This window comes from Sphingobium sp. WR1 (assembly GCF_059693745.1).
Genome location: NZ_JCATID010000005.1, coordinates 290,074 through 308,749 on the forward strand (window position 1 = coordinate 290,074; position 18,676 = coordinate 308,749).

Here is an 18,676-nt window from a genome sequence, read left to right on the forward strand (position 1 = left end):
CTTCGTCAAGATCAATATTTGAAGGTAAGACCAATTGTCCACATTCGTGGCGCCCCAGCCTGAACCACACTGACGCCGTTCGGATTGCCGCTAAATTCTTCCGGGCTGATGAAGGAAGTATTATAGGGATGATCGAACAGGTTGGTGACGTTGGCATAGAGGCGGAAATTGCGCCATTCAATACTCCCACCCAAATTGGTCAGGCGGTAGGGACGTGACTGCCAGCGGTTCACCGGATAGAAGAATTGCTCTCCATAGAAGTTGATGTCCCCTGTCAATCCCAGCCGGACTCCATCGCTGATCTCATGGCTCCAGTCTAGCCCGACCAGACCCTGATACCGTGGCGCCCACGGCACCTCCAGCCCCTTGAGATCGCGCTGCTGACCCGGATTATAGGGGTCGACGAAGATGGCGCCGCGGGACCATTGGGCACGGCCCATGCCGAAATTCGCGTTCAGCATCAGGTCGCGGGTCAGCGGCGCGGCCAGTTCCAGTTCGATACCATAGTTGGTGGACGGCCCCACATTGCGGATTACCGTCAGCGCCTGGCCCGAATTACTGGAAAGCTCGGTATTCTGATACAGGCGATCCTTGTAGCGGATATAATAGGTGGCCGCGTTGAAGCGGATGCCGCCCGGGAAGGTCGCCTTCAGGCCGAGTTCGTAGTTCCAGCTGGTTTCCGGATTATAGGTTCGCAGGATGTTGACCCCGTCATTGCCAGTCAACTCGAACACACCGCCCGGCGTAAAGCCCTTTGACACCGTGGCAAAGGCCATGACGTCGGGGTCGATATGATAAGATATCGATGCCTTGGGTAGAAAATAGTTCGCCTTCTGGCTGTTCGAGATATCTATGCGGGGATCGCGCATCTTGTTGCGTGACAAACCATAACGGGAACCCAGTTCGAAATTCCAATAGCCTGTTTTATAGGTCGCATTGGCGAAGATCGCATATTCCCTATTACGCAATTCCGTGTCGCTATAGCGATCGGCACGGCCGGGACGCATACTCACCGAATAATTGTCCGGATTCTGAGCCTGGAAGAAGCCTCCGACGATCCATTGAAACGCATCACTCCCAAGGCTGCCCAGGCGCAGTTCCTGGCTATATACTGAGCGCCGAGCCGTGGCCCGCGAGTGCGAGATGAAGGTCGGAAGTTTGTCGGTATCCGCAAGACGCGAATATTTCGCCTTGAAGGCGGAACTGATCGAAGTCAGCGCCAGCGAGTCGTTGAAACGATGCTCGATATTGAGAGAACCGGAATAGATATCCCGGTCAAACTTCGAAGCGAAGTCATTAAATACCAGATAGGATACGACATAGGGCGTCGGCGGGGTCTGGAACAGGTTGAAACGACCGGTACGCAACCAGTTGCCCGTCAGATAAGCGGTGACAGTGGTGTTCTCTCCGTCATGGGCCAGTGTCAACCTGGCCCCGTTCTCATGACCCTTGTCGGCATGAATGTTCAGGGTCGGGTTCCAAAGGAAGCCATCCGTTTCGGTGTGAAAGGCGGAAATGCGCGCATTGAGGCCGGGAAACACGGGACCGGAGATCGATCCACTAATATATTTCGTGTCCTTGTTGCCATATTCCACTGTAGCCTGCGCTTCCAACTGGTCGGTCGGGCGCTTGGTGATATATTTGATCGCGCCGCCGATGCTGCTGCCGCCATACAGTGTCCCCTGCGGGCCTTTCAGCACCTCGATACGCTCCAGGTCCGAAAATCGGGCAGTCTGCCCCTCAAATACCTGTACGTCGTTCACATAGAAGCCCACGCCGGGAACGAGACCAAACACGCCCACGCCGCGCATGGACACGTCCGGCGTGTTGTCCATCCGATTCCGAATGTTGAGGTTGGGTGAGAAGCGGCGCAAATCCTCGACCGCGACTACGCGCGATTTTTCCAGTCGCTCCGAACCCAACGCCTGGACCGACATCGGCACGTCCTGAATGCTTTCATCGCGTTTGCGCGCCGTAACAATGATATCGCTGTCGGCAATCTCATTATTGGTGGCTGGCTCGTTTTGCGCCTGGGCCGGACCCGCGCTCACTGCCAGGGCAAGCACCGCTGCGCCCAACGACAATTGGATATAAGTATGACGCACTTTCATGGTCTCCCCTCCTCCTCCTTATTTTTTTGCTTGCAGGATTCGGCGCCACGGTGAACGATGCCGCCTGCGCCTTGCCTGCACGCATTGTGAAGCGCCGGATGCCCTTATGGAATCATCTCCCGCTCCGATACAGATACAATGTACTAGACTTTTAGGTCAAGAAAATTTAGCGGGAATTTTAACGGTTCGGATATACTTCGATATATTCAGATACATAGCGCACGAAGACGCTCTTCGATAACGACTTTCTCTCGCTGACGGACGATTCCGGGAATCTTCGGGACGATGAGATCGGCTCAAAAAACCTCGTTCACTAGTCAATTTCTGATGAGCGCTGATGTGAAATGAGCCTATCTTAAACCGCGGATCGATTTCAGCCTCATGTGGCCCGCACCACAACGATTGGAAGAATTTCAAGTCCCAGCCCCGCCGCCCGGATCGCCGGGCGCGCGCATCAGTTGGATGCCCCTCCGGCGTCGACAGGTCCCTCCTCAAACAGCCTTTCTATCGCTCGAAAATCGCCGCCAATCCTTGACCTCCACCGATGCACATGGTCTCTAGGCCATAGCGCACGTCCCGCCGGCGCATTTCGTTCAACATCGTCGCGGCAATGCGGACACCCGTGACGCCAATGGGATGACCAAGCGAAATGCCCGATCCGTTGACGTTGAGCTTGTCATGTCGACCGTCGTCTTCCGCCCAGCCCCAGGCCTTGAGAACGGCCAGCACTTGCGGCGCGAAGGCTTCATTCAGTTCGATAAGGTCAATGTCGTCCCAGCCTAGACGCGTTCGGGCGAAGAGGCGCTCCACCGCCGGCACGGGTCCTATGCCCATCCGGGACGGGTCACATCCCGCCGCCGCCCAACCGACGAACCAGCCGGCCGGCTCGAGACCAAGTTCGGCCAAGCGGTCCTCTGCCACGACCAGGCAGGCAGCGGCAGCGTCATTCTGCTGACTGGCATTTCCCGCCGTGACGACGCCACCCTCGATCGGCCTCAACGCGCTCAACGTTTCGATGGACGCATCGGCGCGATAGCCCTCGTCATGGTCGAAAACCACCGGATCGCCATGCTTTGCGGGGATAGAGACGGGCACGATCTCATCGGCGAACCGGCCTTCCCGCCAGGCAGCAGCGGCCCGCTGGTGGGAACGGACGGCATAGGCATCCGACTGTTCCCGCGTGATGCCATAGTCGCGGGCAAGATTCTCCGCCGTCTCGATCATGCCCGAAATCACACCATATCGGTGAATCGGCTGGGACATGAGCCTGGCCCGTGTCAGGCGGTCATGCAGTTCGACGCTTCCCATGCGCGCGCCCTTTCGCAACGCCGTCGAATAATGCTCGACATTGGACATGCTCTCCGCACCGCCCGCCACGACGACATCCGCAGCGCCGGTTTGCACCATCATGGCAGCCTCGATGATCGCCTGCAGCCCCGAACCGCAGCGGCGGTCGAGCTGGAACCCCGGAACGCTTTGCGGCAAGTCCGCCGCAAGCCAGGACCAGCGCCCGATACTGGGTGCTTCCCCGCTCGGATAGCCATTGCCGAAGACGACATCGTCCACCCGCTCCGGGTCCACACCGCTGCGCTCGATCAACGCCTTCAATATGACCGCCCCCAAATCCCCTGCCGTGAGGGAGGAAAGGCCGCCACCAAACCTGCCGACTGCAGTGCGGATGGGGGAAACGATCGCTGCGCGGCGCAATGTCATGATGTCAAACTCCCGATGGAATGAGAAAGATTTATATAGCCCGCTCCAATTGCCCCGCCGCCGCACGCAACTCGGGCAGATAGGCGTCGAGCAAATGGTTCCGACTATGCGCATGGGAAAAGGTCGCGACATTGAGCGCGGCGACAACGCTCCCTTCCCGATCGCGCACGGGAACCGCAAGTGATCGCAATTCCGGCTCCAACTCTTCCTCGACCAGGCTCCAGCGCTGGTCGATCACAGCGCGCAGTGCGTCACGCAACAGGTCCCGATCGACGATCGTGCGCTCCGTGCGCCGCTCAAGCACAGCACCCGCCAGCCACGCCTGCCACTCCGCCTCCGGCCGTGCGGCAAGCAGGATTCGCCCCATCGACGTGCAGTGGCTGGGAAGCGTGCTGCCCACCATGAGGGGCGCGGCAATAATCTGGTTCCGTTCAGCGCGGGCGATGTAAATGATCCGCCCAGGATCGGCCGGATCGAGCATACCAACGGAAACGGTTTCCTGCAAACCATCGCGCAGCGCGTTGGCGACGGCCTGGCTGGCGCTCGCCAACGGCGTCGATGTGAGAAAACCGCAAGCCAGCGGCAACAGCCGGGGCGTCAGCGCAAAACGTCCGGAATCCTCGCTTACATAGCCGAGCAGGACCAGCGTATGCAGACACCGTCCCGCACTGGGTCGGCTAAGGCCGACGATCCGCGCGGCCTCGGCCACTGTGAGCGATCCCCGCCCCTCGAAGGCACGCAGAACCTCCAGCCCGCGGGCAAGCGAAAGCATGAAATTGGGATCGGACTTCTCGCTGTTCTCGGCCACTGATCTTGACTTTCAGGCTTCCATCGAATATCGTACTTATTGTCCGATTATCGGATAGATAGGATATTCGATGGCAAAATGCAAGGTTTTTCCCGACGCGGACAGCGCACTGTCCGGCTTCGCCTTCGACGGTATGACGATCATGTCGGGGGGCTTCGGCCTGTCGGGCAATCCCGAGCATCTGATTGCGGGCCTGCTGCGCAGCAGGGTCAAGGATCTGACGATCATTTCCAACAATTGCGGCGCGGACGGCTTCGGCCTGTGGACGCTGCTCAACAATGGCCAGATCCGAAAGATGATCTCCTCCTATATCGGAGAGAACAAGCTGTTCGCTGAACTCTATCTGGCCGGGAAACTGGAGCTGGAACTCAATCCGCAAGGCACATTGGCCGAACGCATCCGCGCGGGCGGCGCAGGCATTCCCGCCTTTTACACCAAAACGGGCGTCGGCACGGTCGTCGCGGAAGGCAAACCTGTGGAGAACTTCGAAGGATCGCTTTATGTGCGCGAGACATGGCTGCGCTCCGACTTGTCGATCGTGAAAGCCTGGAAGGCCGATTCCGAAGGGAATCTCGTCTATCGCAAGACGGCGCGAAACTTCAATCCAGACATGGCGACCGCGGGCAGGATCACCATTGCGGAGGTTGAGGAAATCGTACCAGCCGGGGCACTCGACCCCGATCATGTGCATACCCCCGGCATCTATGTGAACCGGATCGTCCAAGGGCCGTCCTATGAAAAAAGGATCGAATTCCGTACGACGAGGCCACGCCAAGCAGGGCAGGCATGACCATGTGGACGCGGGAGCAGATGGCGGCCGAGGCCGCGAGGGAATTGCAGGACGGCTATTATGTCAACCTGGGCATCGGCATACCCACGCTGGTGGCCAACTATGTCCCGGATGATATCGAAGTCGTTCTCCAGTCCGAAAACGGGATGCTGGGCATCGGTCCCTTTCCCTATGAGGACGAGGTCGATCCCGATCTGATCAATGCGGGCAAGCAGACAGTCACCGCGCTGCCGATATCCAGCTTCTTCAGCTCGGCGGACAGCTTCGCGATGATCCGCGGCGGGCACATCGATCTCGCTATCCTTGGGGCGATGGAGGTTGCCGGCAATGGCGACCTGGCAAACTGGACGGTGCCGGGCAAGATGATCAAGGGCATGGGGGGCGCCATGGATCTGGTCGCCGGCGTCAAGCGCGTCGTCGTCGTGATGAACCACAACGACAAGTCAGGAAATCCGAAGATCGTGCCCCAATGCACCCTTCCCCTGACCGGAACGGCCGTTGTCGACGCGATCGTCACGGACCTCGGCCGCTTCGACCTGGATCGCGTGAACGGCCGGCTGATCGTCCGGGAAATGGCGCAGGACGTGACAATCGAAATGGTGCAAGCGCATACGGGCATTCCTGTCGCCATGGCATAGAGCTCGGCATCCGGTGCGCCGGCGATATTGGGTGCCGTTGAAGCCCGATGCGATGATCGGGGATCGAACCGAGCCGGCTTGGAGCGATTGCCATTAGATCAATTCACCTCGTCATTGCTTCGCTGCGCTCGCAATGACGATTCAATCCAAAGTCATCTCGCTAAGTTTTTGGTTTGACGTATTTTCTAAGTCCTCGGGTAATTCCACCCGACTGGAAAATCCTCTAGGCCGGGCAAACAGCACCCGTTGCTACCCATTCGCGGACGAGCTGCCCGAATTCCTGATGGGAAACCGGCGGTTTCGACCTGGGCTTGCCGGAAAGATCGACGCCCGGATCCCATGCCCAGGCGACAAGCGGATCAGCGGCCATATGTTCGATCAACCGTTCTTGAGTCATGCCGCCCCGCTTCGGGTCGGTGAGCGACCGACATATTTCGCCCTTGCTCAGCCCTTCCCAGGCCATGCGAAGCGGTGCCAAGTGCCAGACGTCGTTGCCCGGCACGCCGGATGACGAGTTTTCCTTCTGATGGCAGGTCTGGCAGGGCAAGGCTGGCGTGCCGCTGTCATGCGGGCCACGGCGCACCAGCATGATATGGGGATGCCCATCGTCACCCTGGCGCGGGAAATCTGTCGAGGTATGGCAATTCATGCAGCGCGGATGCAGAAGCACGGTTGCGATGCGGTCGAAATATTGCAGCGAGCGTTGTTGGTCGACTGGCCGTGCCAAGGCCGGTTCGGACAGACGGGTCGGCGCCTCGCGTATCGCCGCGGTGCCGATCGCTGCGGTGGCGATCAGCGTCGAAACTGCCAAGGCAATGCTCGCAATTTTCATCGACCACCCCATCCGCTTGCTGGGCGCCCGGCAGCATGGGCAGCTCCATTCCGATTGTACGAAACTGGCCTCGCCGCTCTTTTCGGCTTGCCGGTCAACGCCCGCCCCTGCGGGAGCGGCGCTGATAGCAGATGATATTCCTCGACGATTTCCGAGAGGATCGAGATTGCGAGCGTGGCCGGATCGCGGGCGCCGGGAATGAGTCCGATCCGGCCGCGCAGCTTGGCCAGCATCGGCGCTGGCAGCCCGGCCGCCCGCAGTCGTTCCAGCCGTGCCGCGTGCGTCCGCCCGCTGCCAACCGCTCCCACATAGAAGCTGGGCAGGCCTAGCGCCTGTGGCAGCAACGCCTCTTCCCAGTCGCGATCGTGGAAGAGAAAGATGATCGCCGTCCAGGGGTCGGTCTGGATTTTCGGGAGCGTCATGCGCGATGGGAGGATAACGATATCTCCGTTCAGCGGCATCAATTCGTCCCGTGCCCGCGCGTCGGGTGACACAGCGACGACCTGAGCGCCAAATGCTTCGGCCAGGCGCGCGAAAGCGATGAGGTCATCCCCATGACCGACGGCGAGGATCCGCATCGGCGGGACATAATCGACGTCGATACTGCCGCTTTGTCGCTCACGGCCTACGCTATCCTTTGCCGCGGCGAAAATTTCTACTCCTCGCAAGGACAGACGCAATCCCGCTGCCACGCGGAGGTCGAGGCGAGCGAGCGCGAACGCGATGGCGTCGCGGTCGGGACGCGGGTTGAAGAGCAGGTCGATGCCTCCACCGCATGGCAGGCGAATATCGATATAGGGTGAATTCACGCCATAGCGAACGAGCCTCGCGCGACCGCTCGCAAGGACCTCGAATGCCTCCGCAACGATCGCCGCTTCGATGCAACCGCCCGAAAACGATCCCCGATAGCTGCCATCCTCGGCCACCGCCATCTGCGCCCCGATCGCTCGGGATGCGCTCCCTTCGATACCAGTCAGCGTCACCAGCACGGTTGCCAGGTCTTCGTCCGCCCGGGCGAGCAGGAAGCGCAGGATATCGATCGGCGTGCTTGCTATCATATCAGGGCTGCCCGTTTCAGGCATGTCCGCCTAACTCGTGCTTACGGAGCGGCAGCGACCTGATGCGCTGGCCCGTTGCGGCAAACAGGGCATTCATGACGGCGGGTCCGGCGACCACCACAGGCGGCTCCCCGACCCCGCCCCAGAAACCACCCGAAGGCATGACGATCGCTTCGACCGGCGGCATATCGCTCATGCGGACGATAGCGAAACTATCATAATTCCTCTCCTGGATCGCGCCGCGATCGACCGTGCATTCTCCAAACAGCGCGGCAGAGAGCCCGAATGCCATGCCGCCGTCCAACTGGCGCTCGATCAGCGCAGGATTGACGGCGGTGCCGCAATCGATGGCGCAGACCATTCTATGGATCTTCAGCGCACCGCCCGTGACCGAGACTTCGGCTGCAGCGGCAATATAGCTGTCCGTCACGAAAGCGCCGGCGATGCCGTGATGGCGACCCGACGGGGCTTTCGACCATCCAATGCGTTCTGCCGCGGCCTCGATCACGGCGAGCAGCTTGGGGTTCTGGCTGAGCAAGGAACGCCGAAAGTCGAGCGGGTCCCTGCCGGCCGCATGTGCCAGCTCGTCGATGAAGCTTTCGACATAGAAGATGTTCTGATTGGCGTGCACGGCACGCCATGCACCCGGCATGATCGGCGGGTTCCGCATCGCAAGGTCCACAAGCAGGTTCGGAATCGTATAGTTGAAACTATTTTTATTGAGGCCGTTGAGCATATGCGGATCGCCGTTGCCGTCGAGGCGCTTGGGAGCATGCACCGCGCGGATCGACTGGCCCGAGACACGGATGTGCAACGCGACAAGATTGCCGTCGCGATCAAGACCGCCGGTCTGTTTTGCCCGGGTGGTCGGATGATAAAGGTCGTGCGTCATATCCTCGGCACGGGACCAGATCATCTTGACGGGCGAGCCGGGCATTTGTCTGGCGATCAGCATGGCCAGACGGGCATATTCGGAATAGAGCCGCCGTCCGAAGCCGCCGCCCAGAAAGGTTGGATGAACTTCGCATTGTGCGGCCGGCAGCCCGCCGACTTCGGCAATGACGTTGAGGATGTCAGCCGCATTCTGCGTCGGCGCCCAGATTTCACAACGTTCAGGCGTCCAGATCGCGGTCGCGTTCATCGGCTCGAGCGGTGCATGTGCCTGGTAGGGAAAAGCATATTCCGCGGTGACTGTCTTCACCGCGCCGCTCAATCCCGCATCGACGCTGCCGACATGAAGGCCGGCATAGGGATTGTCGGTCTCCAACCCTTCATCGAGCATTTGTGCGATGCTCGCGCTCGAGACATCGGTATGCGGCCCCTCGTCCCAGACGATGGGCAACGCCGCTATCCCAGCCTCGGCCTGCCACCATTTATCGGCTATGACCGCTATGGTTCGGGGATCGATCTGCACGACCTTTCGCACGCCCGGCCGGGCACTGATCGCCTTGGCGTCGAAACTTTTGACCGTGCCACCGGCATTCGGACACATCCTGACCGCCGCGTTGAACATGCCCGGCCGATTGACGTCGATCCCGAACGCCGTCTGGCCGGTCGCCTTCGCGACGGCCTCCAGCCGAGGGAGCGGCTTGCCGATCAGCTTCCAGCTCTCAGGCTTCTTCAACTCCACCGCAGCGGGGGGCGTGATCCGGGATGCTGCCTCCGCCAGCTTGCCGAAGCTCGCCCTTCTCCCCGATTTCTGATGCACAACGAAGCCCTCGGTCGCCATGCACTCGATCGGATCGACCTTCCACCGAGCCGCGGCGGCCGATACCAGCATCTGACGAGCGGTCGCCCCGACCTGCCGCATGGTTTCATGAAGCTCACGGATCGAGCCGCTGCCGCCCGTCTGGAATTCACCGAAAACATTGCCTCGCGACAGGCTTACGCCGGGCAAGGCGAACTCCGTCCTGACTTTGGACCAGTCGCATTCCAGCTCTTCCGCCACCATTTGGGCAAGGCCCGTCATCGATCCCTGGCCCATTTCCGCACGCGAAATGCGGATGAGGACCGTTTCATCAGGATCAATCGTCAGCCACGCATTGATTTCCTCGGACGTCGCCGCCTCCGAAGCCGCGGGCGCGAGTTGGAAGCCAAGCGTAAGAGCGCCCAGCGTTGAGGACGCGGCGACAAGAAAATGCCGGCGGGAGAGTGGAACGGTCATTCTTCCACCCTCATTTCCCGCCGCCGGCCATGTTGCGCGCGGCGAGTTTGATCGCCTGCCTGATCTGGTTGTAGGTGCCGCAGCGGCACAGATTTCCCGACATCGCCTCGTCGATATCCTTGTCGGACGGGTCCGAGATCTTCGATAGCAGAGCGCAGGCCTGCATGATCTGTCCGGTCTGGCAGTAGCCGCATTGCGCGACATCGAGTTCAACCCATGCCTCCTGGACGGGATGAAGTTTGACGTCGGCCTGGCCCAAGCCTTCGATCGTTGTGACGGCTGTCCCCGCGACATCGCCGATCGGCGTTATGCAGGAGCGCCTGGCCTGGCCATCGACATGAACCGTGCAACAGCCGCAAAGGGCAGCGCCGCACCCATATTTGGCGCCGGTAAGGCCGAAATCCTCGCGCAGAACCCAGAGCAAAGGCGCGCTGGGATCACCGTCGAACTGGCGACGTTTACCGTTGATCGTAATTTCGAGCATCCCGCCTTCGTTCCTTGGGCTAACGCCCGTTTTCTAGGTCACACTCGTCGCAGAATTTCGCCAGAAATTGGGCAAATTGTATCAAATGTGTCAAGCGGCCCTAACTCCGCCACTATTTGCGCGAGGCTCGATGATTGTCGGCAAGTGAAGGGTCGCACGCAGCCCTCTGCTGCGATTGCACAAGACGACGTCGCCACCATGATTGCGGGCCACCAGCCGAGCGATCGAAAGCCCAAGGCCGATCCCGCCAGTTGCCGCGTTGCGCGACTCTTCCAGTCGAACGAAGGGCAGGAAGACGCGCTCCATCTCCGTGGCCGGAATTCCGGGACCATCGTCCTGGACGATGATGTCCACACCCTGATATGAACTGGCGACGGCGACTTCGGCGCGACCGCCATATCGAACGGCATTTTCGACAAGGTTGCGAATGGCACGACGCAAAGCCGATGGCCTGCAGCGATAGGGAATGACGGCGCTTTCCGTGAAGCGCACATCCCGCCCAAGTTCGGAGAGATCGTCGCAGATACTGTCGACCAGAGCAGCGACGTCCACTGGCCGTGTCGGCTCGTCGGCCAGTTGGTCCTGCGTAAATTCGAGCGCCGCTTCGGTAATTGCCTGCATTTCATCGACGGTGTTCAGCAACCGTGCCCGGATCTCCTCGTCTGCCACCATTTCGCTGCGCAGCCGCATCGTCGTGATCGGCGTTCGCAGATCATGGCCGATCGCAGCAAGCATCCGCGCCCGGTCCGCCAGAACACGGGTCAGCCGCTCCTGCATCTGGTTGAAAGCCACGGCGGTGCGGCAAATCTCATCGGGGCCTTCTTCAGGAATATCGATATGTTGCTCACCGCGCCCCAGCGCCTCGGCAGCCAACGTCAGCCGCCGCATCGGCCGAGCGATACGACGCGCGAGAAGGGCCGCCAGGATGGACAGGACGATCGCCGTGATCGCCAGCGAGACGGTCGACGGCGAAAGCCAGATGAAATTCTTGGGCGGCTTGGCATAGGCCGCGTTCAGCCACATGCCGTTCGGCAGCTTGACCACCAACCCCGCGCCATGATTATCGTCGAGCACGACATGCTGCGCCCTTACGGTCGGTGAGAGCGTCTTGAGTTCAATGGGTCGCCAATATGCATTCGCAATCGGTGTCGTCGACCGGAGCGTCCGGCTGACGGTAGCCCCCCAGGGTCGGTTGCCGCTTCCCCCCGTTCCCCAGGGGCTGGCCCGTCGGATTTCAGCACTGGCCGTCCCATCGAGCGGCAGATGCAGTCGCCTCCACGCATCGCGGCTCCAATCGTCAAGGCTGCCGGGCGGGCTTGGACTGAGCCAGAAGCGCGAATAGTTGGTCCCCATCGCCGCGAGAACCGCTTTCTGATAGGCGACCGGCGTCGTTTCGATCATCTGAACGGCGGTAGCGGATCGCACGATAAATTCCTCAAGCGCGATCTCACGCAGTTCCTGCGCGCGCTCATCGGCCGTCACAAGGAAGCCGATACTTTGGGCAAGCAGCATGATTGGCAGCATGAAGCATATGATCTGAGCCGCGAGGCTTCCTGGCCAGAACCTCCTCATAGCGCTTCGACCTCGGCCGTGAAACAATAGCCCCCGCCCCAATGGGTCTTGATCAATTCGGGATTCCGCGGATCTCGCTCGACCTTTCTTCGAAGTCTGCTGATCTGGTTGTCGATACTGCGGTCGAAGACGTCTCCAACGCGTCCGATCGTAAGATCGAGCAGTTGATCCCTGGTCAGAACGACCTGCGGATGATCCAGGAAGACCTTGAGAAGGCGATACTCAGCGGTGCTCAACGGCGTTGCGAGATCCACATCATCGAGCAGTTCGCGCTTGGCGAGATCCAAGATCCAATGAGCGAAGCGCAGGCGCCGTCCCCTTGGGACCTTCTGTTTCGGCGGCAGGCTGTGGGTGCGCCGTAGAACCGCCCTGATTCGGGCAAGAAGTTCACGGGGGTTGAACGGTTTTGCGACATAGTCGTCCGCCCCCACCTCCAATCCGATGATGCGGTCAACGTCGGTCGAGACTGCGGTCAACAGGATGACCGGGATATCCGTTGTTTCACGCAGATTTCGACAAAGCGACAGGCCATCTTCGCCCGGCATCATGATATCCAGGACGATGATATCCGGGGCAGTAATCTGCAACAAGGCGCGAAGGTCGGACGCATCCTGCGCGGTCGTTACCCGATAGCCGCTATTGCTCAGAAATGCGCTGAGCAGATCCCGGATCTCCGGGTGATCATCTACAATCGCTACGTGCTGCATCATTGGGCCAATATCGGTCAAACTCGCCAATGATACCATGTGCTAAACATGGAATGGGCATATTTTTATATCCAGTTCCACCAAAAGCAGGTGATCGCCGATGGCTCCCAAGCTGTGGGCCATCCTCCGACCCAAATCGTGCAGCCATGAGCCCGGCCGGTCATGGAGCGTTCCATACTCCCGCCGGACGCTTGAAAAACCTAATAACATGGTATAACGAGTTATTGTCGTTATCCCGCTATCCGAACATCTTGCTTGAGGCGGTTCATACGGTAAAGAGCGAAGGGAGCAATATGATTTCCATCTCTCCAGACCAAGTCCTGCTCAGCCCATTCGTCAGAATTTTCGCGCGGATATTGGCGACCTTCACCTTCTGGATAAGCGGTATCACCAAATTATTCTGGTGGCAGTCGGGCGTCGGGATCATGAGCCACTTCAATCTCAATCCGCCGGCGATCTTCAATGCCGCCACCATCGCCACGCAGCTTATCGGAACGGCCCTGATCATATGGGGGCGGCGTGCCTGGGTAGGCGCGGGGATGCTCATCGTCTTCATCGCCCTCACCATTCCCATCGCCCAGCCCTTTTGGGAGATGGAAGGGCGCGCACGTCATTCATCCCTGATGGTCGTTTACGAGCATCTCACCGTCATGGGAGGATTACTCGCGATCGCGATAGTACGGGCCTTTGAAGCGGAGCGCCGGAACCATGCATGAAACGGCGCGTAATGAACCGTCGGCGAAGGCGGAAGGTGAAACAAGGATGACAGGGACGGAAAAGCCCCGAAATCCGGCACGGCGCGAGGTCATGGGTCTGACGGGGATGGCATTGCTTTCTCTGCCTCTTTTCGGGGAGCGTGCCATGGCACAATCTTCCTGCCCGAACAGCCCAAGCGACATCGACGACTATGTCGTTCCGGTCCCGGTCCCACCCCAGGTCGCGATGACTGACGGCTATGTCGATGTACCCCAGGGCCGACTCTATTATTGGGACACCGGCGGCGGAGGCGCGCCGCTGTTGCTTGCGCATCCCGCGACGGGCAATGCGCGGAGTTGGCTCTATCAACAGCCCGTGTTCGCGGCGGCCGGCTATCGCGTCATCGCCTGGTCCAGGCGCGGCCATAGCCCAAGCGAAGGACAGGATATTCGCGGGCCTGTGGGCGTGGCCGATATCGACCTTCTGCTCAAGGCGCTGAAGATCGATCGATTCCATGGGATAGGCTCTGCGGGAGGCGCCGGCGCGCTGCTCGACTATACCATCGCGCGCCCCGGGCGCGTGCGCACATTGACGGTCTCGTGCAGCCTCGCCAATCTCGCCGATCCGGAATATTTCGCGCTAAGCGACAGCCTGCGCCCTGATCCCTTCGATCATTTGCCTGCCGAAGTGCGAGAACTTGGTCCCAGCTATCGCGCAGCCAATCCAGCGGGCGTGGCGAGATGGGTGGCATTGCAGAAGATCGCCCGCACGGCGACGCTTGCGCCGCCCCGGGCACCAGGACGGCCGAACGGCCCCCAGACTCAATGGAGCGACATTGAAGCGCTGAAACTCCCCATTTTATGGATGACCGGCGATGCCGATCTGTATACGCCCCCTCCCCTGCTGCGCGAATTTCACCGGCGAACGCCGGGCAGCGAATTTGCGGTAATCCGAGGGTCCGGTCACAGCGCCTATTGGGAGCAGCCCAACGCATTCAATGCCAGGGTCCTGGATTTCATCCGCAGACGCGGCGGTTAGGGCAATGCGCGAAAACGGCTGATCAGCATGTTTCGTCGACCATCGACAATACCCCGGCAACTGCCACGGCTTCGATGTACCTGACAAGCAGGGCCGCCCCGTTTGACAAGATCGCCCATATCATGGCCACAGGCTTACCGGATCGGAGTGGCTTTGAGGCCGGCTTCATTGCCGGCTTGTCCGCCAGGCACAAGGTCGTAAAAGTCTGAAAGCCGGAGATGTACTCTGACCGGCTTTCCGTACTGGTTCTGGAAAAACCAGCCATGAACGCCCTCGAACGGCGCGACCAGCACGCCCTGGTCGCGCAACCCCGTCGCCTTGCGATATAGACCACGGACAGGCCGATGGCAGCATCGACCAGCGCGACATTCGCGCTCCCCCCCCAAGGACGCCCGCGAGAAGAGTGATGCTGTGCCCGGCAGAGAAGAGGGAAACATAGAGCAATATGTCGCGAAAGCGGCGTAGAAAGAAAATCACCCCTGCGAGGAAAAGTAGATGATCATAACCCGCGAACATATGTTTTGCGCCAAGATATAGAAATATCGTGGGCGCCGGGCCGCGAGCGGCGGCCACAAACGCCGCGTCGCGCCCCTCTATCGCATGGGCCAGCGCTTCTCCTCCCAATGGCAGGAGGGCGATCAGGCAGGCAAGGCACAGATATTGTCCCGTCGATCTACGCATATAGCGCCCTTTTAGCCCGTTCGCCCCTGATTGCCTTCGACCTCACCGGATTGCCGCGGGAGTGCTAGTCCGTACCATCATGATCGTGGCCGAGCGGTCATGATGGTACGGACCAACCGGGCCGAAGTCTTCTCCATCAACGCAGTCGGGACATATTGCATATCTGGAATATGCCGGCTGGCTTGCAATTTATAAAGTCCAATATAATAGGTTTTTATTAATTTGTGCGTCGCGACGCCCTTCGGACAATCGGTAGGCTTTGGAGATCGTATTCAAATGACGAATGAGATAGGGGTCATCGGCGCCGGGTCGATGGGATGCGGAATCGCGCTGGCCGCCCTGCTGGCCGGCGAACAGGTCTTGCTCTATGATGCAGCGCCGGACACGGCTGCCCGTGCATTGGAATATTGCCGGAAAAGGCTTGCCCAACGGGCGGAACGCGGCAAGCTTGCCCAATCGGACGTCGACGCCTGCATCGGGCGGCTGCGATCTGTCGACAGCCTTGCGGCGCTAAGCCACGTCGGTCTCATTATTGAGGCCATCGTCGAAAATATCGACATCAAGGCCGATGTGTTGCGCGAAATGGAGGGGTATCTGGCGACTGACGCGATCATCACCTCCAACACCTCGTCGATCTCGATCACCGCGCTCGGCGCACGCCTGCGCCGACCGGAGCGTTTCGCCGGATTTCACTTTTTCAATCCGGCCGATACCATGGCCCTGGTGGAAGTCATACGGGGCGCCGCGACCAGCCCCTCCGTCATCGAGCATCTTGGCGCGCTGGCGACAGGTTGGGGCAAGACCGCCGTTTTCTGTGCCTCCACGCCGGGGTTCATCGTCAACCGGGTCGCCCGGCCCTTTTACGGCGAAGCCCTGCGCCTCCTGGAAGAGAAGGCATGTGCGCCGGAAACGATCGACGCGCTGCTTCGGGAAAGCGGCGGCTTTCGCATGGGTCCGCTGGAGCTGACGGACCTGATCGGCCAGGACGTCAATTTCGCGGTCACGCGCTCGCTGCATGAAGGCTTCTTTCAGGATCCCCGCTACAAACCCTCGCTTCTCCAGCAGGAGCTGGTGCTAGCAGGGCATTTGGGCCGCAAGTCCGGACGGGGCTTTTACGACTATACCGGTGCGGCGGAGCCATCGCTTCCCCTGAATGAACCACTCGCCCCTCGCCCCGCTCATATCGATGTGGAGGGCGATCCGGGCGCGCTGGGTCCGCTGGTGGCATTGGCCCGCGATGCGGGAATCCCCATTCGGGAAAAGCGGGGCGCTGGTCGGCTTCGCGTGGGATCGACGGCGATCGCCTTGACAGATGGCCGCACCGCCACGGAACGGAGCCTGGTCGAAGGTCCCGTGGCGCTGATCGATCTGGCGCTTGATTATCGAACGGCGGGTCGCATCGGCCTCGCCCTGCCGGATGGCGACGCCGATGCGCGAGTGACCGCGAGCGGCTTCCTGCAAGCGCTTGGCAAACAGGTTTCAGTCGTGGCCGATATTGCGGGCATGGTGGTGATGCGCACAGTGTCCATGCTGGTCAACGAAGCCGAGGAATTGGTGCTGCAGGGCATCGCCGGAGCCGCAGATACCGACCTCGCCATAATCAAAGGGGTGAACTATCCGATCGGCCCCCTGGCTTGGGGAGAACGAATCGGGGCGCGTCAGATCGTCGGCGTGCTGGACGCGCTGGCCAGCCATTATCCCGAAGGCCGTTATCGCGCCTCCGCCGCTCTGCGCCGCCGCGCGGCTGTGGCCGAACGAATGGCGGCCGCCGCATGAGCGCGCAAACGGAAGCGGTGATCGAGCTGAGCCGGCCGCTGGACAGGATCGCCCTCATCACGATCAATCGGCCCGAACGGCTGAACGCGCTGAACCTGGAGGTCAAACGGGGCATAGAAGATCTGATCCGCTCGCTCGATCAGGAGAAGGAGGTACGCGCGATCATCCTTACCGGCGCAGGCCGCGCCTTCGCCGCAGGCACCGATATAGCTGAAATGGCCAATCTGTCGCCTGTGGATCATAATCTGTTGAAAACCGACGGGGTATTCCAGGCGGCGCGCGACTGTTCGAAGCCGCTTATCGCGGCCGTCGAAGGCTTTGCCTTGGGCGGCGGGTGCGAACTCGCGCTTGCCTGCGACCTTATCGTCGCGGGGCGCGATGCGAAATTTGGTCAACCGGAAATTCGTGTCGGCATCATGCCCGGCGCGGGCGGCGCGCAGCTATTGCTCAGAACGATAGGCAAGTATCGCGCCATGAAGATGGTGCTGACGGGGGAGCATGTGTCTGCGGAAGATGCGTTCATCATGGGGTTCGTTTCGCAAATCGTCGAACCGGGCAACGCCCTGGAGACATCGCTACAGCTCGGCGCGACAATAGCGACCATGCCACCCTTGTCGGTCATGGCGATCAAGGAAGCGATGAAGCTGGGTCAAGACATGCCGTTGTCCAGCGCCCTGCAGCTCGAACGCAAGGCCTTCCAGATATTGTTCGCCAGCGAAGATCAGTCCGAGGGCATGACGGCATTCCTGCAGAAGCGCGATCCCGCCTATCAAGGCCGCTGAAGCGGGGCGCGGTCGACTTCGTCCCGTTCAGACGAAACCGATCCAGCGCCCCAGGAATACCACGCAGATCCAGAAAGTGAGGGAGAGCATACCAGCCACACGAGCGCTCGGCGGCGTGGGCAACGTGCGGTCCCATTCATGAACGGTTCGATATATGGTCGAATGAAAGATCATCATGTTGACACCCGCCGCGACCAGGAGAAGCAGTTTCACGCGGAAAGGTATGTTATCAACATAGTTGGTAGCGGCCGAACAGAACATCAACAGGCCGCTCAACCCAGCCACCGTAAAGCTCACCCATGTCCAAGGCAGCACTTCCGCCGCCAGTTCCATCACGCCCCGATCCCGTCCGACCCGCCCGATCAGGCGTAGGTCAAGGATGGCGATAGAGCCGACGACGAGCGTGAGCGCACAGACGTGAACCACCTCGATCGCCGGAAACATCCACGGGGATTCAGCGATGGCGACCGCGAAAGGTCGCGCCTCAATCCAGGAAAAAAAGTCCATGATGCCCACCACGCGCTCTCCGATATTCTGGCGTCAATTATTCGTAAGCAATCCACCGGCCGCAAAAGATGATNCAGACGTGAACCACCTCGATCGCCGGAAACATCCACGGGGATTCAGCGATGGCGACCGCGAAAGGTCGCGCCTCAATCCAGGAAAAAAAGTCCATGATGCCCACCACGCGCTCTCCGATATTCTGGCGTCAATTATTCGTAAGCAATCCACCGGCCGCAAAAGATGACAACAAACCAAAGCAGCAGCGACAGTAGTGCCAATAGGCGGACGATTTGCCGTTTTGCGGGTGGCAGATCCCGGAACG

Annotated in this window: 17 protein-coding genes and 1 pseudogene; 6 read left to right on the forward strand and 12 right to left on the reverse strand. The window is 60.3% G+C overall.

The annotated features are described in order from the left end of the window. Window positions 1-11: 11 nt before the first annotated feature. The 3 genes from AC58EF_RS09245 to AC58EF_RS09255 all read right to left on the reverse strand — a co-directional run bounded on the left by AC58EF_RS09245 (window position 12) and on the right by AC58EF_RS09255 (window position 4,632). Entirely contained in the window at window positions 12-2,111 is a 2,100-nt protein-coding gene (locus AC58EF_RS09245; RefSeq protein WP_497275808.1) for a TonB-dependent receptor, read from the reverse strand. Window positions 2,112-2,615: 504 nt separating this feature from the next. Next, on the reverse strand, window positions 2,616-3,824 hold the full coding sequence (locus AC58EF_RS09250) for an acetyl-CoA C-acetyltransferase (protein WP_497275809.1): 1,209 nt from the start codon (window positions 3,822-3,824) through the stop codon (window positions 2,616-2,618). 31 nt (window positions 3,825-3,855) lie between these two features. Then, window positions 3,856-4,632, reverse strand: coding sequence for an IclR family transcriptional regulator domain-containing protein (locus AC58EF_RS09255; RefSeq protein ID WP_497275810.1), 777 nt, complete (start codon window positions 4,630-4,632; stop codon window positions 3,856-3,858). Window positions 4,633-4,702: 70 nt separating this feature from the next. On the opposite strand from AC58EF_RS09255, the gene AC58EF_RS09260 reads away from it, so the two are divergent. Both AC58EF_RS09260 and AC58EF_RS09265 read left to right on the forward strand, forming a co-directional pair. Further along, entirely contained in the window at window positions 4,703-5,422 is a 720-nt protein-coding gene (locus tag AC58EF_RS09260; protein ID WP_497275811.1) for a CoA transferase subunit A, read from the forward strand. Continuing rightward, complete coding sequence (locus tag AC58EF_RS09265) at window positions 5,419-6,060, forward strand: 3-oxoacid CoA-transferase subunit B (RefSeq protein ID WP_497275812.1); 642 nt, start codon at window positions 5,419-5,421, stop codon at window positions 6,058-6,060. Before AC58EF_RS09260 ends, AC58EF_RS09265 begins: the two co-directional genes overlap by 4 nt. Before the next feature lie 223 nt (window positions 6,061-6,283). Here AC58EF_RS09265 and AC58EF_RS09270 read toward each other — a convergent pair whose 3' ends face one another. From AC58EF_RS09270 to AC58EF_RS09295, 6 genes are all read right to left on the reverse strand, one after another. Further along, window positions 6,284-6,871: an Isoquinoline 1-oxidoreductase subunit gene (locus tag AC58EF_RS09270; protein ID WP_497275813.1), complete on the reverse strand. Its 588-nt coding sequence runs from the start codon at window positions 6,869-6,871 to the stop codon at window positions 6,284-6,286. A gap of 17 nt (window positions 6,872-6,888) precedes the next feature. Further along, the gene (locus AC58EF_RS09275) at window positions 6,889-7,950 is read right to left on the reverse strand and encodes an XdhC family protein (RefSeq protein ID WP_497275814.1); all 1,062 of its coding nucleotides are present in this window, start codon (window positions 7,948-7,950) and stop codon (window positions 6,889-6,891) included. 16 nt (window positions 7,951-7,966) lie between these two features. Further along, entirely contained in the window at window positions 7,967-10,114 is a 2,148-nt protein-coding gene (locus tag AC58EF_RS09280) for a xanthine dehydrogenase family protein molybdopterin-binding subunit (RefSeq protein WP_497275815.1), read from the reverse strand. Window positions 10,115-10,124: 10 nt separating this feature from the next. Continuing rightward, entirely contained in the window at window positions 10,125-10,598 is a 474-nt protein-coding gene (locus AC58EF_RS09285; protein ID WP_497275816.1) for a (2Fe-2S)-binding protein, read from the reverse strand. Between the two features lie 90 nt (window positions 10,599-10,688). After that, on the reverse strand, window positions 10,689-12,110 hold the full coding sequence (locus AC58EF_RS09290; protein WP_497275817.1) for an ATP-binding protein: 1,422 nt from the start codon (window positions 12,108-12,110) through the stop codon (window positions 10,689-10,691). 56 nt (window positions 12,111-12,166) lie between these two features. Then, entirely contained in the window at window positions 12,167-12,877 is a 711-nt protein-coding gene (locus AC58EF_RS09295; RefSeq protein ID WP_497275850.1) for a response regulator, read from the reverse strand. 146 nt (window positions 12,878-13,023) lie between these two features. On the opposite strand from AC58EF_RS09295, the gene AC58EF_RS09300 reads away from it, so the two are divergent. Continuing rightward, the gene (locus AC58EF_RS09300; protein ID WP_497275818.1) at window positions 13,024-13,593 is read left to right on the forward strand and encodes a DoxX family protein; all 570 of its coding nucleotides are present in this window, start codon (window positions 13,024-13,026) and stop codon (window positions 13,591-13,593) included. Between the two features lie 145 nt (window positions 13,594-13,738). Then, window positions 13,739-14,611: an alpha/beta fold hydrolase gene (locus tag AC58EF_RS09305; protein ID WP_497275819.1), complete on the forward strand. Its 873-nt coding sequence runs from the start codon at window positions 13,739-13,741 to the stop codon at window positions 14,609-14,611. Window positions 14,612-14,745: 134 nt separating this feature from the next. Here the strand turns inward: AC58EF_RS09305 and AC58EF_RS09310 are convergent, their stop codons facing one another. Further along, window positions 14,746-14,919: a hypothetical protein gene (locus AC58EF_RS09310; protein ID WP_497275855.1), complete on the reverse strand. Its 174-nt coding sequence runs from the start codon at window positions 14,917-14,919 to the stop codon at window positions 14,746-14,748. A gap of 133 nt (window positions 14,920-15,052) precedes the next feature. Continuing rightward, window positions 15,053-15,292: pseudogene (locus AC58EF_RS09315) on the reverse strand (HupE/UreJ family protein); the annotation flags it as partial. A gap of 276 nt (window positions 15,293-15,568) precedes the next feature. Between AC58EF_RS09315 and AC58EF_RS09320 the strand changes: the two are divergent. Both AC58EF_RS09320 and AC58EF_RS09325 read left to right on the forward strand, forming a co-directional pair. Continuing rightward, window positions 15,569-17,068 (forward strand): 3-hydroxyacyl-CoA dehydrogenase, encoded by a 1,500-nt coding sequence (locus AC58EF_RS09320; protein WP_497275820.1) that lies wholly within the window; start codon window positions 15,569-15,571, stop codon window positions 17,066-17,068. Next, window positions 17,065-17,850: an enoyl-CoA hydratase-related protein gene (locus tag AC58EF_RS09325; protein ID WP_497275821.1), complete on the forward strand. Its 786-nt coding sequence runs from the start codon at window positions 17,065-17,067 to the stop codon at window positions 17,848-17,850. The genes AC58EF_RS09320 and AC58EF_RS09325 overlap by 4 nt, the downstream gene beginning before the upstream one ends. Before the next feature lie 27 nt (window positions 17,851-17,877). Here AC58EF_RS09325 and AC58EF_RS09330 read toward each other — a convergent pair whose 3' ends face one another. After that, the gene (locus AC58EF_RS09330) at window positions 17,878-18,357 is read right to left on the reverse strand and encodes a DUF6644 family protein (RefSeq protein ID WP_497275856.1); all 480 of its coding nucleotides are present in this window, start codon (window positions 18,355-18,357) and stop codon (window positions 17,878-17,880) included. Window positions 18,358-18,676 lie beyond the last annotated feature (319 nt).